Annotated in this window: 11 protein-coding genes; all 11 read left to right on the top strand. The window is 58.8% G+C overall.

What is annotated here, in order from left to right; all coding sequences use genetic code 11:
• The first annotated feature begins 137 nt into the window (after nt 1-137).
• The 11 genes from ACKPCU_RS00355 (at nt 138) to hemE (ending at nt 15,727) form a co-directional block, all read left to right on the top strand.
• Complete coding sequence (locus ACKPCU_RS00355; RefSeq protein ID WP_104738104.1) at nt 138-1,202, top strand: pilus assembly protein PilM; 1,065 nt, start codon at nt 138-140, stop codon at nt 1,200-1,202.
• Nucleotides 1,202-1,780, top strand: coding sequence for a PilN domain-containing protein (locus ACKPCU_RS00350; RefSeq protein WP_321349097.1), 579 nt, complete (start codon nt 1,202-1,204; stop codon nt 1,778-1,780). Before ACKPCU_RS00355 ends, ACKPCU_RS00350 begins: the two co-directional genes overlap by 1 nt.
• Nucleotides 1,777-2,400: a type IV pilus inner membrane component PilO gene (locus ACKPCU_RS00345; RefSeq protein WP_321349096.1), complete on the top strand. Its 624-nt coding sequence runs from the start codon at nt 1,777-1,779 to the stop codon at nt 2,398-2,400. Before ACKPCU_RS00350 ends, ACKPCU_RS00345 begins: the two co-directional genes overlap by 4 nt.
• Nucleotides 2,401-2,414: 14 nt before the next feature.
• On the top strand, nt 2,415-2,927 hold the full coding sequence (gene pilP, locus ACKPCU_RS00340; RefSeq protein ID WP_321351903.1) for a type 4a pilus biogenesis lipoprotein PilP: 513 nt from the start codon (nt 2,415-2,417) through the stop codon (nt 2,925-2,927).
• Nucleotides 2,928-2,983: 56 nt separating this feature from the next.
• Nucleotides 2,984-5,053: a type IV pilus secretin PilQ gene (gene pilQ, locus ACKPCU_RS00335; protein ID WP_321349095.1), complete on the top strand. Its 2,070-nt coding sequence runs from the start codon at nt 2,984-2,986 to the stop codon at nt 5,051-5,053.
• Between the two features lie 5 nt (nt 5,054-5,058).
• Nucleotides 5,059-5,568 carry a shikimate kinase AroK gene (aroK, locus tag ACKPCU_RS00330; RefSeq protein WP_321349094.1) on the top strand — a complete coding sequence of 170 codons (510 nt, stop codon included), beginning with the start codon at nt 5,059-5,061 and terminating at the stop codon, nt 5,566-5,568.
• A gap of 90 nt (nt 5,569-5,658) precedes the next feature.
• Entirely contained in the window at nt 5,659-6,738 is a 1,080-nt protein-coding gene (gene aroB, locus ACKPCU_RS00325) for a 3-dehydroquinate synthase (RefSeq protein ID WP_321349093.1), read from the top strand.
• A complete protein-coding gene (locus tag ACKPCU_RS00320; protein ID WP_321349092.1) occupies nt 6,735-8,282 on the top strand; it encodes an AAA family ATPase in 1,548 nt (515 codons plus the stop codon). The genes aroB and ACKPCU_RS00320 overlap by 4 nt, the downstream gene beginning before the upstream one ends.
• A 269-nt stretch (nt 8,283-8,551) precedes the next feature.
• Entirely contained in the window at nt 8,552-13,003 is a 4,452-nt protein-coding gene (gene gltB / locus ACKPCU_RS00315; RefSeq protein WP_321349091.1) for a glutamate synthase large subunit, read from the top strand.
• Nucleotides 13,004-13,111: 108 nt separating this feature from the next.
• On the top strand, nt 13,112-14,530 hold the full coding sequence (locus ACKPCU_RS00310) for an FAD-dependent oxidoreductase (protein WP_321349090.1): 1,419 nt from the start codon (nt 13,112-13,114) through the stop codon (nt 14,528-14,530).
• A gap of 114 nt (nt 14,531-14,644) precedes the next feature.
• Entirely contained in the window at nt 14,645-15,727 is a 1,083-nt protein-coding gene (gene hemE / locus ACKPCU_RS00305) for a uroporphyrinogen decarboxylase (RefSeq protein WP_104738113.1), read from the top strand.
• The last annotated feature ends 18 nt before the right edge of the window (nt 15,728-15,745 follow it).

The raw sequence follows: 15,745 nt of genomic DNA, 5'->3' as shown, positions 1-15,745 counted from the left end.
AAACGAGAACGGGATAACAGTCTGCATTATAAGCGTATTTTTTTTGTTTTAGCCATTTGCGCTTGTACAAGTCCTGTTATTTAATGTAGGAAAACATAAACCGTCCGTAAGTGTCGGATGCTGATAGGAAATTGGCTGTGCTAGGGCTCTTCAAGAAAAAAGCGAATACGCTGCTGGGCATCGACATCAGCTCCACCACCGTGAAGCTGCTCGAACTCAGCCGCTCCGGTGGCCGCTACAAGGTCGAGGCCTATGCGGTCGAACCTCTCCCCGCCGGGTCGGTGGTTGAGAAAAATATCGTCGAACTGGAAGGCGTCGGACAGGCGCTGGAAAAGGTTCTCGCGCGATCAAAGTCATCTCTCAGACAGGGCGCCGTTGCGGTAGCCGGGTCCGCGGTCATCACCAAGGTGATCGAAATGGATGCCGGGCTTGATCCTGATGAGATGGAAGAACAGATCAAGATCGAAGCCGACCAGTACATTCCCTACCCGCTCGATGAAGTGGCAATTGACTTCGAGGTTCAGGGTGTCTCTCCCCGAAATCCTGCCAGAGAAGAAGTGCTGCTAGCGGCCTGTCGTCGTGAGAATGTCGATATTCGCGAAGCGGCTCTGGCGTTGGCCGGGCTGACCGCCAAGATCGTTGAAGTTGAAGCCTACTCGATGGAAAGGGCGTGTGAGTTGGTAATCGGTCAGTTGGATGGCGGCGATGATGGCCTGACCATCGCGGTGATCGATATCGGCGCCACGATGATGACGCTAAGCGTGCTTAGCGGTGGGCGCACCATTTATAGTCGCGAGCAGCTGTTCGGCGGCAAGCAACTGACAGATGAGATCCAGCGCCGTTACGGCCTGTCCCAGGAGGAAGCTGGGCTGGCCAAGAAGCAGGGCGGCCTGCCGGACGACTATGAAGTCGAAGTGTTGGGCCCCTTCAAGGATGCGGTGGTTCAGCAAGTTTCGCGCTCGCTTCAGTTCTTTTTCGCGGGTGGCCAGTACAACGATGTTGATTACATACTGCTGGCCGGTGGTACCGCTTCGATTCCAGGGCTGGATCAGCTGGTACAGCAGAAAATTGGTACCACCACTCTGGTTGCCAACCCCTTTGCAAATATGACCCTGTCCAACAAGGTTGACGCGGTTGCCCTGAGCAACGATGCGCCGGCCCTGATGATTGCGTGTGGTCTGGCAATGAGGAGTTTTGACTGATGGCTCGCATTAACCTGTTGCCCTGGCGCGAGCAGCTAAGGGAAGAAAGAAAAAAGGAATTTCTGACGATTTTGGCGCTGGTGGTTCTGTTTGCCGGTGCGCTGGTGTTTCTGGGAGACCGGTACGTCAACGGGCAGATCGAAAATCAGAACGCGCGTAACGCCTTCATCAAGAGTGAAATTGCTCAGCTTGAGCGGCGTATCAGGGAGATTGAGCAGCTTCAGGCTCGTCGTGCCCAGTTGCTGGATCGGATGAAGATTATTCAGGATCTGCAGGGCAAGCGGCCAATCATTGTTCGAGTCTTTGACGAGCTGGCGCGCACGCTGCCCGACGGAGTCTACTTCACTGACGTTGGAATGAAGGGCAGTTCCATCTCTATCAAGGGGGGGGCTGAGTCCAACAGTCGTGTGTCTAATCTGATGCGTCAGCTGGATGCGTCTGACTGGCTGGCCGCTCCGAACCTGACTGCCGTCAAGGCGGTTACCTCGGGTGCTCTGGATCAGGCCAACGTGTTTGAGTTGACCGTAAAACAAACCGAGCCCAGAGCCGGTGCCGCTGAGGGAGAGCAGCAGCAATGAGTTTCGCTCAATCTATGGAGAGCTTGAAGAAGGTCGATTTTAATGACCTGGACTTCAACAATATCGGCTCGTGGCCGGGCGCGCTCAAGGTCATCGTCTGTATCGTGGTCTTTGTCGCTCTGTTGGCTGCGGGTTACCAATTTCACCTCAAGGACCTCAAAGCGGGCCTGGAAAGGGTGCAGGCGCAAGAGGTCACGCTGCGCAAGGAGTTTGAGGACAAGTCCTTCAGGGCGGCCAACCTCGAAGCCTACAAGGAGCAGTTGGCTGAAATTGAAGAGCGATTCAGCGGGTTGCTCAAGCAGTTGCCTAAAGACAGCGAAGTGCCGGGGCTGCTGGAGGATATCACCCAGATGGGCTTGAACAGCGGTCTGGAGTTCGAGTCGATTACCTTGCGTCCCGAGGTGGCCAAGCAGTTTTATGTCGAGCTGCCAATCAATATCGTGGTCCGGGGCAGTTACCATGACCTCGCTACCTTCGTCAGCGGTGTCGCGGGTTTGCCGCGAATCGTGACCCTTGGGGACTTCAACATCAAGCCGGTCAGTGCGGGTAACCCGGATCTGCTGGTAATGAATATTGTCGCGAAGACCTACCGCTATAACGAAGCCGGAGGTCAGCAATGAAAATGACCAAGCGAATGACCGGTTTGGCCGTGCTGGCGGCGCTGTCGCTCAGCGGTTGTGGCGGTAACGATTTCTCTGACCTGCAGCGTTTCATGGATGAGGTGCGGGCGCGGCCAGCAGGCAAGATCGATCCTCTGCCGCGGTTTGAGCCCTACGAGGCATTTACCTACAGTGCGGCGTCGTTGCGCAGCCCGTTCCAGCCGCCGATCAAAATTGATCTGTCGCAGCGGCAGAAAGGGTCGCAAGACATCAAGCCTGATGAGAATCGCGTCAAGCAGTTCCTTGAAGGGTTCAATATTGAGAGTTTCCGGATGGTCGGCACCATCAGCAATGCCGACGGTATGCAGGCGCTGATCACGGGCGCAGGTAGTGTTCACCGGGTGAAGGTGGGGGACTATCTGGGGCGTAATCATGGGCGTGTCACCGGGATTGAAGAAAATCGCGTTGATGTAGTGGAAATCGTGCCGGACGGAGAAGGCGGGTGGTTGGAACGACCGCGCACCCTCAGCCTTGCTGAGCGCGGGTAGGACAACCAGGGAGAGAAAACATGAACTGCAAACAGTCACGCGTGGAACGCAAGCAAATGTCTCTGACCAGAATTATGCCGCTCGCAGCATTGATAACACTGTTGAGTCCGCTGGCCCTTGCGGCCGACCTGCAAAGCATGGATGTCGCGTCCCTGCCGGGCGATAGGGTTGAGCTGAAATTGAGTTTTGATGAACCGGTTACCGGTTCGCCCAAGGGCTATACCATTGATCAACCTGCCCGGATTGCACTTGACCTGCCCGGGGTCAAGAACAAGCTCGGTGAGCGCGGTCGCGAGTTGGGTCTTGGTAATGCCCGGAGCGTTGCGGTTGTCGAAGCGGGCGATCGAACTCGTCTGATTATCAACCTGACCAGTCTCGCGCCTTACACCACACGTGCTGAAGGTAATGACCTCTACGTAGTGGTGGGTGCTTCCGCAGCAGCTCAGTCATCGGCGGCTAGCTCTCCGGTCGTCACCAACAGCAATTGGCGAACCGACAGCGAGCCGGCAGTGTCCAGCCCTGCTACGGTTAGCGGCCGGGCTATCAGTAGTCTGGATTTTCAACGTGGCAGCGACGGTTCTGGCAACGTCATTATTGATCTGACTGATCCGACCATCAAGGTGGATGTGGAAGAGCAGGGGGGGCGCGTTAGGCTCAACTTCCCGAACACCCGTCTGCCTGATGAGCTGCGCGTTCAGCTTGATGTCAAGGATTTCGCGACACCGGTCAACTTTGTCAATGCCAGCGGCAGTGGCAACAATGCGACCATCGTGATTGAACCGACCGGCTACTATGAGCATCTTGTCTATCAGGCAGATAACCGCCTGACGGTTAGTTTCAAACCGCTGACCCGCGCCGAGGTCGAGCAGCGTCGTGCTGATGCCTTCACCTACACCGGCGAAAAGTTGTCCCTTAACTTCCAGGATATTGAAGTGCGCTCGGTATTGCAGTTGATCGCCGACTTCACGGACCTCAACCTGGTCGCCAGTGACACGGTTCAGGGCAGTATCACCCTGCGTTTGCAGAACGTGCCCTGGGATCAGGCGCTCGATCTGGTCTTGAAGACCAAAGGATTGGACAAGCGTCAGGTAGGCAACGTGCTGCTGGTGGCGCCTGCCGACGAGATTGCTGCACGCGAGCGTCAGGAGCTGGAGGCACAGAAGCAGATTGCCGAGTTGGCTCCGTTACGCCGTGAGCTGATTCAGGTCAATTACGCCAAGGCGGCAGATATTGCCAAGCTGTTCGCCTCTGTCACGGCGGCTGATGCGGACTCGCAACGTGGTTCGCTCACGGTTGATGAGCGCACCAACAGCATTATTGCACTTGAGACTCAGCAGAAGCTCGATGAGCTGCGTCGCATCGTGACCCAGCTCGATATCCCGGTTCGTCAGGTCATGATCGAGGCGCGGATTGTTGAGGCCAACGTTGGCTTTGACAAGGCACTGGGGGTGAACTGGAGCGGCGAGCTGAGCCTTGGCAACAGTGACAAGTACCGGCTGTACGGTGACGACGGCCTTGCTTCAACCGCTAATTCCCCGTTTGTTGATCTTGGTGTAAGTGGTGCTACGTCTGGTATCGGTATTGGCTTCGTAACGGACAATACTGTTCTCGACTTGCAACTATCCGCCATGGAAAGCACTGGTAATGGTGAGGTTATATCCCAGCCGAAGGTGGTAACTTCGGACAAAGAAACCGCTAAGATCCTCAAGGGTGCAGAGATTCCTTATCAGGAAGCAAGCTCCAGCGGCGCAACCAGTACGTCGTTTGCCGACGCTGTGCTCTCGCTGGAGGTGACTCCGCAGATTACGCCTGACAATCAGGTGATCATGGAGGTCATCGTTACCAAGGATGAGCCAGACTTTTCCCAGGTGGTCAACGGTGTGCCGATCATTCGCAAAAATGAGGTCAATGCGAATATTCTGGTCGCTGATGGCGAAACGATAGTGATTGGCGGCGTATTCCAGAGTGAAACCTCGACTTCTCAGGAAAAGGTACCTTTCCTTGGTGACCTGCCCCTGCTGGGCAAGATGTTCCGCCGGGATATCAGTGCCGAAAGCAAAACTGAGCTGTTGATCTTCCTGACGCCGCGTATTATCAATAACGGTGCAATCACGCTGGCCAGGTAAATTCCTTGCGTAACGTCTTTCTTATTGGCCCGATGGGTGCTGGAAAAAGCACCATCGGGCGTCTTCTTGCCAAGGAATTGAAATATCCCTTCAAGGACTCTGATCGCGAGATTGAGGAGCGCACTGGCGCCGATATTCCGTGGATTTTCGACGTCGAAGGCGAGGACGGGTTTCGTCAGCGAGAAGAGGCGATGATCGCAGAGCTCGTTCACGAAGATGGAATTGTGCTGGCGACCGGTGGTGGCGTTGTGATGCGCCCCGCCAATCGTGCGGCGTTGAAATCCGGCGGTCTGGTTGTTTATCTGCGTACCAGTGTTGAGCAGCAGTTGCAGCGCACAGCCAAGGATCGCCAGCGCCCGCTTTTGCAAACTGCGGACCCTGAAGCGGTTTTGCGTGATTTGATGGCCAAGCGCGACCCTCTCTACCGGGAGATTGCGGACCTGATCATTGAGACGGATCAGCGTGGCCCTAAGGTTGTGGTTAACGCGATTCTTGCTCGTCTTCAAGAAGACTGAGTTTGCACGCCTCTGCTCGCTAGCTCCCCCTCCCGTATCGCTGCTTCCCGCGACTGTTGTATGCTGTGCCCGCTGAATGGGAGTGCTTTGATGCAGTGTCTGAATGTCGATTTAGCTGATCGCAGTTATCCAATTTATATCGGTGCGGGCCTGATGGCCCAGGCCGAGCTGTTCGCGCGTCATATTAGCGGTCGGCAAGTATGCATCGTGACTGATGATACCGTCGCGCCGCTTTATCTTGAGTCCTTGCAGCAAGTGCTCAGTGGCTACAAGGTAACCTCGGTTATCCTGCCGACGGGCGAGGCCTATAAGACCTGGGCTACCCTGCAGCAGATATTTGATGCCCTGCTGGCGGCGCGTCACGATCGCAGGACGACCTTAATCGCTCTGGGTGGTGGTGTTATCGGCGATATGACTGGCTTCGCCGCGGCGTCTTACCAGCGGGGGGTTGACTTCATTCAGGTGCCCACGACGCTGCTGTCCCAGGTGGATTCCTCGGTCGGCGGCAAGACCGGCATCAATCATCCGGCTGGCAAGAACATGATCGGCGCGTTTTATCAGCCCAAGGCGGTGCTTATTGACACGGATAGTCTGAACACGCTGCCTGAGCGGGAGGTGAGTGCCGGGCTCGCCGAGATCATCAAGTATGGCCTTATTCGTGATGAAGCCTTCCTTGGTTGGCTTGAGCAGAATATGGCGGGGTTGCGCCAGTTAGACGCCGGGTTGGTCACCCAGGCTATCCTGCGTTCGTGCGCTATCAAGGCTGAAGTCGTTGCGGAAGATGAACGTGAAGGCGGGGTGCGGGCGATCCTGAATCTGGGGCATACCTTTGGTCATGCGATCGAGGCTCACCAGGGGTATGGCAGTTGGTTGCACGGCGAGGCGGTTGGTGCCGGAATGGTTATGGCGCTGGACCTGTCGGCCCGGCTGGGCTGGATCAGCGCGCAGGGTCGTGCGCGCGGGGAGGCTGTTATCGCGGCCGCAGGCCTGCCTACATTGGCTCCGGTTGGAATGCGGGCAAGTGATTTCGAGCGGTTGATGGCTGTCGACAAGAAGGTGCTGGATGGCCAGCTGCGGCTGGTGCTGTTGCGTCAGATCGGTGCCGCTGAGGTCACTGCCGATTATGGCGTCGAAGCGCTTCGGGCCTGTTTGCAGGAAAGCGAGCAATGAGCAACGGATTTGATGAGGTATTCAGCGCGGTAAACAACTCTGATGAGCTGCTGGAGCACTACCAGCTCAATCATGACCCCTTTTCGGCGCGCACCCCTGGGTTTAAATTTTTCACCCCCAAGAGAAAGCCGGTTCTGGCCGAGCTGCATCACCTTGCCCGCTATGGCGAGCAGATGCTGGTCGTTGCTGGTCCGCTTGGGGCGGGCAAGACATTGTTGCGCCAGGCGTTGGTCGCCAGCAGCAACAAGGATGCGGTGCAGTGCGTTGTTCTGTCGGCGCGAGAGCATGCGTCTGAAGCGGCGTTGCTGGCACAAATCTGCCAGGCTCTTAATACCGAGCAGCGCGATGTGGCGAGCCTGCTGGCGAAAGCACAGCAGAGTGAGTTGGTCGGTATTCAGCTTTATATTGTTATTGATGACGCCGAGTTGCTGGAGTCCTCGGCGATTAGCATGCTGAGCGAAATAGCTGAAGCAGGTAGCTTCGCGCCACGGGTCTTCTTGTTTGTCGACAGCGAAGGGCTCGAGCGATATTCCAGCGTCCTCAATGCGGAGGAAGGTTCCAGCATCCATGTGGTAGAGCTCGCCGCGCTGGGGCTGGACGAAACGAGAGAGTATCTCGCGCAGCGCCTGGAAGGCGCGGGTCAGGGTATTGAGCTGCTTACTGATCAGCAGGTTGACGAGATTCATCAACGCAGTGCTGGATGGCCTGGGGCTATCAACCAGGTCGGTCGCCAGGTGATGGTTCAGGCAATGCATGAAGGGCCCGTCGCGTTGGGCAGTGGTGGCAGTGGCGGACTGTCTTCAAAATTGCTTCTTGCGGCAGGGCTGGTAGCTGTTGGTATCGGGGTCGCATGGTATCTGGGTGACAAGGCGCCAGCCGAGCCCGAGCGCACGGTGCTGCAGTTGCCCGAGCCGGTGGTTGAGGCTCAGGTCGGGGCTCCGGAGCCGGTTGCGCCGCCAGCACCTGCTCACAATGCAGGGCAGAGCGGTGTGCAGTCTGATGCGGCTGCGCCGGTGGCGGCTGTGGACAGCGTACCTGTTGTGGCCGCGCCTGAATCGTCGCCGGAAGTGGCGGTTGCTGAAGAAGTGGCGGCTGTTGAAGTTGCACCACAACCAGCACCGCAACCAGTGCCAGCACCACAATCACAGCCAGCCCCAGAGCCAGCACCAACGCAAGCTACGGTGCCAGCTCCCGCACCGCCCGTCAGTCGGGCTGGAGCTGGTGAGCCGGCTACAGTTTCTGCTGCCGGAGGTCCCCACCGCAGTGACTGGTACCGCGCGCGCTCAGGGTCGGAATACGTAGTACAGTTGCTTGGGACTCGTTCAGAGCAGGCGGCCCGAAGCTTCGTCAGCAAGCACCCTGGCGTACAGGATGTGGGGTATTTTGAAACGACGCATCAGGGCGCGCCCTGGTTTGTGGTGACGCAAGGGATCTATAGCTCGCGACAGGCAGCTCAGGCTGGTGTCGCTTCCTTGCCAGCAGCGCTTCGAGACAGCAAACCCTGGCCGCGCAGCATTGCAGATATCCAGGCGGGTCTGCGTTAACTCGAGTGCCCGCCGGTGCAAGGCTGGCGGGGTACTTTCGGGCGGCACGAATGCTGTTGGAAGGGTGGTTTTCTAGCCCGGAGTCAGGCGGTAAAGTTTCCTATTTACGACATTTGAATACGCTTAAGCGGCATTTTTCCCCCAAAAAAAATTGTGGGGGCGCATGCCGCTGTGTACAATTACTCCCCTTTTGTCCGGCGCCGCGCCAGATTTTTCCGTGGTCTGGAGCCGCACGCGCCCGAATTTACTAGCTTGTTGAGAGAGTGCCTATGAAAGCAGGTCTATACCAGCCTGATCAGTTCAAGGATAACTGTGGTTTCGGCTTGATTGCCCACATGGAAGGCCAGCCCAGTCATCACCTGCTGCAGACGGCGATCGAAGCACTGACATGCATGACTCACCGTGGTGGCATCAACGCCGACGGTAAGACCGGCGACGGTTGTGGTTTGCTCATTCAAAAGCCGGATCGTTTCCTGCGTGAAGTTGCCCGCGAAGCGCTGGCAGTCGAGCTGCCCGAGCAGTACGCCGTCGGCATGGTGTTCATGGGCGCTGATGAGGCCGCCAGCACCGCTGCCAAGCAGGCCTTTGCCGATGCGTTGAGTGATCAGCGGTTGACCGGCCTGGGCTGGCGCGAAGTGCCGGTTGATCCGTCTGTTCTTGGTCCGCTGGCGCTGAGCAGCATGCCGCGCATTGAACAAGTGTTCGTATCAGGCGAAGGGCTGGACGAGCAGCAGTTTGCCGTCAAACTGTTTTATGTTCGCCGCAAGGCCGAGATTGCCATGCAGGCCGACAGCAGCTTCTACGTCTGTAGTCTGTCGCACAAGGTCGTTTCCTATAAAGGCCTGATGATGCCGGCCGATCTGGACAAATTCTATCCCGATCTGGGTGATGCCCGCATGGAAACCGCGATCAGCGTTTTCCACCAGCGTTTCTCCACCAATACCCTGCCGAAGTGGCCGTTGGCACAGCCGTTCCGTCTGGTTGCCCACAATGGTGAAATCAACACCATCACTGCCAACCGTAACTGGGCCCAGGCGCGTCGCCACAAGTTCACCAATGATCTGATGCCCGATCTGGATAGTCTGGCGCCGCTGGTTAACACCACCGGTTCCGACTCCTCCAGCATGGACAACATGCTCGAACTGCTGATTTGTGGTGGTATGGACCTGTTCCGTGCCATTCGCATGGTCGTACCGCCGGCGTGGCAGAACGTCGAGACCATGGACGCCGATCTGCGCGCGTTCTACGAATACAACTCCATGCATATGGAGGCTTGGGACGGCCCGGCCGGTATCGTACTGACCGAGGGTCGCTACGCGGTCTGTCTGCTGGACCGTAATGGCCTGCGTCCGGCGCGTTATGTCATCACCAAGAACGGCTACATCACCCTGGCCTCCGAAATCGGTGTCTGGGATTACCAGCCCGAGGATGTGATCAGCAAGGGCCGTGTTGGCCCGGGTCAGATTTTGGCCGTCGATACCCAGACCGGCGAAGTGCTGCACACCGACGACGTCGCCAACAGGCTGAAGTCCCGTCACCCGTATCGCAAGTGGCTGAAGGAAAATGCTGTGCGCATCCAGGCGCATCTGGATGACCGCGACCACGGCTCTGACTTCCTGTCTGCCGAACGTCTGAAGCAGTACATGAAGATGTTCCAGGTCACCTTCGAAGAGCGTGATCAGGTGCTGCGTCCGCTGGCCGAGAACGGTCAGGAAGCAGTCGGCTCGATGGGTGACGACACGCCGATGGCTGTCCTGTCCGGCCGAGTGCGTTCGGTCTACGACTACTTCCGTCAGCAGTTTGCCCAGGTGACCAACCCGGCGATTGACCCGCTGCGTGAAGCTATCGTTATGTCGCTGGAAACCTGTCTGGGGGCCGAGCGCAACGTCTTTGAAGAGACGGCTGATCACGCCAACCGGGCGATCCTCAGCTCGCCGGTGATCTCGCCGGCCAAGTGGCGCGCGATCATGAACCTGGAGTCTCGTCCCGGTTTCGCCCGTCACACGATTGACCTGAACGTCGCTGAAGGCACGCTGTTGGGCGCTGCGGTGAATGATATCGCCGCTCAGGCTGAAGCTGCCGTGCGTGAAGGCAAGACCCTGATCGTGCTGAGCGACCGCTCGATCGAACAGGGCAAGCTGCCGGTTCACGCCGCGCTGGCTGTCGGAGCCGTGCACCATCACCTGACCGCCATCGGCTTGCGCTGCGAATGCAACATTCTGGTTGAGACCGCTACCACCCGTGACCCGCACCATTACGCGGTACTGATCGGCTTCGGTGCGACCGCGGTGTACCCGTACCTGGCCTACGAAGTGCTGGGCGACCTGATCCGCACTGGTGAGGTCATCGGCGACCTGTACGAGACCTTCAAGTACTACCGCAAGGGCATTTCCAAGGGCCTGCTGAAGATCCTGTCGAAGATGGGTATCTCCACCATCGCGTCCTATCGTGGCGCCCAGCTGTTTGAAGCGGTGGGTCTGGCCGACGAAGTCGTTGATGTCTGCTTCAAGGGCGTTGCCAGCCGCATTCAGGGTGCCCGCTTCCAGGATCTGCAGGCCGAACAGGCGCTGCTGGCCAAGGAAGCCTGGAATCCGCGCAAGTCGATCCAGCAGGGTGGTTTGCTCAAGTTCGTGTTTGGTGGCGAATACCATGCCTACAACCCGGACGTGGTTCGCGCGCTTCAGGACGCGGTACAGGGCGACAGCTACGACAAGTATCAGGAGTACGCCGCGCTGGTGAACAGCCGTCCGGTTGCGGCGCTGCGTGACCTGCTCAAGGTGCGCGATGACCAGCAGGCGATTGCGCTGGATGACGTCGAGCCGCTGGAGTCGATCTTCAAACGCTTTGACTCCGCCGGTATCTCTCTGGGCGCACTGTCTCCCGAGGCGCACGAGGCGATCGCCGAGGCGATGAACCGTCTGGGTGCGCGCTCCAACTCCGGGGAAGGCGGGGAAGATCCTGAGCGTTACGGTACCGAGCGTACCTCCAAGATCAAGCAGATCGCCTCCGGTCGTTTCGGTGTTACGCCTGAGTATCTGGTCAACGCGGAAGTGCTACAGATCAAGGTTGCCCAGGGTGCCAAGCCCGGTGAAGGCGGCCAGCTGCCGGGCGGTAAGGTCAACGAACTGATTGCCCGCCTGCGCTACGCGGTGCCGGGTGTGACCCTGATTTCGCCGCCGCCGCACCACGACATCTACTCGATTGAAGATCTGTCGCAGCTGATTTTTGACCTCAAGCAGGTCAACCCGCAGGCGCTGGTCTCGGTCAAGCTGGTATCCGAACCGGGCGTTGGCACCATCGCTGCTGGTGTGGCCAAGGCCTATGCGGACCTGATCACCATTTCCGGTTACGACGGTGGTACCGGCGCCTCGCCGCTGACCTCCATCCGCTACGCCGGCTCCCCATGGGAGCTAGGCCTGTCCGAAGCCCATCAGACCCTGCGCGGCAACGACCTGCGTGGCAAGGTCCGGGTACAGACCGACGGTGGTCTGAAGACCGGTCTGGACGTGGTCAAAGCGGCGATCCTCGGTGCCGAGAGCTTCGGCTTTGGTACCGCGCCGATGATCGCCCTGGGCTGCAAATACCTGCGTATCTGCCACCTGAACAACTGCGCGACCGGTGTTGCGACCCAGAACCAGCATCTGCGCGACAACCACTACATTGGCACAGTGCAGATGGTAATGAACTTCTTCACCTACGTGGCTATGGAAACTCGCGAGTGGCTGGCTAAGCTGGGCGTGCGTAGTCTGGAAGAGCTGATCGGCCGTACCGATCTGTTGGAGATCTTGCCGGGCACGACTGCCAAGCAGCAAAACCTGGATCTCGAGCCGCTGCTGTTCAGCAAGGACGTGTCTGCCGACAAGCCGCAGTTCTGCGAATCGCCGCGTAACGAGCCGTTCGACAAGGGCCTGACTGCCGAGAAGATGGTTGAAATGGCGCGCGCTGCCATCGATGGCCGCACCGGTGGCGAGTTCGAGCTGTCACTGACCAACTGTGACCGTTCCATCGGTGCTCGTGTATCCGGCGAGATTGCCAAGGTGCACGGCAACCAGGGCATGGTCACTGCGCCGATCACCTTCCGTATGACTGGCACCGCCGGTCAGAGCTTCGGCGTCTGGAACGCCGGTGGTCTGCACATGTATCTGGAAGGCGATGCCAACGACTACGTCGGTAAGGGCATGACCGGCGGCAAGCTGACCATTGTGCCGCCGAAGGGTAGTCCGTTCCGCTCGGAGCAGACCTCGATTATCGGTAACACCTGTCTGTACGGTGCCACCGGTGGCAAGCTGTTCGCAGCCGGTGTGGCTGGCGAGCGCTTCGCAGTGCGCAACTCCGGCGCCCACGCGGTTATCGAAGGCGCTGGCGACCACTGCTGCGAGTACATGACTGGCGGTATGGTTTGCGTACTCGGCGGCACCGGCCACAACTTCGGTGCCGGTATGACTGGCGGCTTTGCCTACGTGCTGGACATGGATAATGCGTTCTTCGACAAGCTGAACCATGAGCTGGTCGAGATGCACCGCATCAGCAATGAGTCGATGGAAATGTACCGCAGCCACCTGACCCAGGTGCTGACCGAGTATGTTGCCGAGACCGCTAGTGCATGGGGTGCCGAGGTACTCGACAACCTGGACGACTACATCCGCCGCTTCTGGCTGGTCAAGCCAAAGGCCGCAAGTCTGCGTGCCCTGCTGACTACCACGCGTGCGAACCCACAATAAAGCCGCCGCAGGCAGGCTGCCGCGCCGCTGAGCGCCCAGCCTGTTGCTGGCCCTGATGAGTCTTGCAGTGGCGTGATCAAACCGCCGTTGCAGTTTAGAGGTTGAGATATGGCAGACCGTTTGAACAACGACTTCCAGTTTATCGATGTAGGTCGTGAAGATCCCAAGAAGCGCCCGCTGCGCGCGCGCAAGACCCAGTTCGTCGAGATTCACGAGCAGTTCAAGCCGGAAGCGGCGTCCGAGCAGGCGCATCGCTGCCTCGGCTGCGGTAATCCGTACTGCGAATGGAAGTGCCCCGTGCACAACTTTATTCCGAACTGGCTGAAGCTGGTGTCCGAGGGCAACATCCTCGAAGCCGCCGAACTGTCGCACCAGACCAACACCTTGCCGGAAGTCTGCGGCCGCGTTTGCCCGCAGGATCGCCTGTGTGAAGGCGCCTGTACCCTGAACGACGGCTTTGGCGCGGTTACCATCGGCTCGGTCGAGAAATACATCACCGACACCGCCTTCGCCATGGGCTGGCGTCCTGACATGTCGGGCGTGGTGCCGACCGGTAAGCGTGTCGCCATCATCGGTGCCGGCCCGGCCGGTCTCGGCTGTGCTGACGTGCTGGCCCGTGCCGGTGTCAGCCCGGTGGTATTCGACCGCTATCCGGAAATCGGTGGCCTGCTGACCTTCGGTATCCCGGAGTTCAAGCTGGAGAAGAGTGTGCTGTCACGCCGCCGTGAAGTGTTCGAAGGCATGGGTATCGAGTTCCGCCTGAGCACCGAGATCGGCAAGGACGTCATGATCGACGATCTGCTGGCCGAGTACGACGCGGTGTTCATGGGCATGGGTACCTACACCTACATGAAGGGCGGCTTCCCGGGTGAAGACCTGCCGGGCGTCTACGATGCGCTGGACTTCCTCATTGCCAACGTTAACCGCAATCTCGGGTTCGAGAAATCGGCTGATGACTTCATCGACATGAAGGGCAAGAAGGTGGTTGTCCTCGGTGGTGGTGATACCGCTATGGACTGTAACCGCACGTCCATTCGCCAGGGTGCGACCGCCGTGACCTGCGCCTACCGTCGTGACGAAGCCAACATGCCGGGTTCGCGCAAGGAAGTGAAGAACGCCAAGGATGAGGGCGTGAAGTTCCTGTTCAACCGTCAGCCGATTGCGATTGTCGGCGAAGACAAGGTTGAAGGCGTCAAGGTGGTGGAAACCCGTCTGGGTGAGCCGGACGCCCGCGGTCGCCGCAGTCCCGAGCCGATTCCGGGTTCCGAAGAAGTGCTGCCGGCAGACGCCGTGGTTATTGCCTTCGGTTTCCGTCCGAGCCCGGCAGACTGGTTTGCTGACAAGAACGTCGAGACTGACAGCCAGGGCCGCGTGATTGCGCCTGAGCAAGGTCAGTACAAGTTCCAGACCAGCAACCCGAAGATCTTTGCCGGCGGCGATATGGTGCGCGGCTCTGATCTGGTGGTAACGGCGATCTTTGAAGGCCGTCAGGCTGCCGAGGGTATCCTCGACTTCCTCGAGGTGTGACAACCAGTCACACATGCAAGGGCGCCTCCGGGCGCCCTTGTTGTTTCACTCGCTGATCTTTGCCTGCAATTGCCGCTACAATGGCCGCTGACTTTTTCGACTGGATGTGCCCCCATGACCGAACTCAAGAATGATCGTTTCCTGCGCGCGCTGATGCGTCAGCCGGTAGATGTCACCCCTGTGTGGATGATGCGTCAGGCTGGCCGCTATCTGCCGGAGTATCGCGCCTCGCGTGCACGGGCGGGTGACTTTATGGGGCTGTGCATGAATCCGGAGATGGCCTGCGAGGTCACCCTGCAGCCGCTGGATCGCTACCCGCTGGACGCAGCCATTCTGTTCTCCGATATCCTGACCATCCCAGATGCCATGGGCCAAGGGCTGTACTTTGAGACCGGCGAAGGCCCGCGCTTTCGCAAGGTGATTAACAGCCTGGCCGATATTGAAGCCCTGCCGGTTCCCGATCCGGAGCAGGACCTTGGGTACGTCATGGACGCAGTGCGCACCATTCGCCGTGAACTGAACGGCCGGGTGCCGCTGATTGGCTTTTCCGGCAGCCCCTGGACGCTGGCGACCTACATGGTCGAGGGCGGCTCCTCCAAGGATTTCCGCAAGACCAAGGCCATGCTGTACGACCAGCCGGAAGCCATGCACCTGCTGCTGGACAAGCTCGCCCAGTCTGTTACCAGTTACCTCAACGGCCAGATTCTCGCTGGAGCCCAGGCGGTGCAGATTTTTGATACCTGGGGCGGCAACCTGTCTGCCGATGCCTACCAGAAGTTCTCGCTGGCCTACATGCGCAAGATCGTTGCCGGCCTGATTCGTGAGCATGAGGGTCGCAAGATTCCGGTTATCCTGTTTACCAAGAACGGCGGCCTGTGGCTGGAAAGCATCGCCGATGCTGGTGCCGACGCGCTGGGTCTGGACTGGACCATGGACATTGGCGTTGCCCGTTCGCGGGTTGGTGCAAAGGTTGCATTGCAGGGCAACATGGACCCGACTGTGCTGTACGCCAAGCCGGCGGCGATTCGCGCTGAGGTTGCGCGCATCCTGGCCAGTTACGGTAAGGGCAGCGGTCATGTGTTCAACCTGGGCCACGGCATTACACCCGAGGTCGATCCGGCTCACGCCGGTGCCTTCATCGAAGCGGTACACGAATTGTCAGCGATCTATCACGATCCGAATGCTATCGTGGTCTGACGATTCCTGCGCCAAGAT

Origin of the sequence: Halopseudomonas oceani (assembly GCF_963677335.1) — a bacterium.
GTDB lineage: Bacteria > Pseudomonadota > Gammaproteobacteria > Pseudomonadales > Pseudomonadaceae > Halopseudomonas > Halopseudomonas oceani.
Note: the sequence above shows the minus strand (reverse complement) of the source record. Positions and strands in the feature narration are given on the sequence as shown.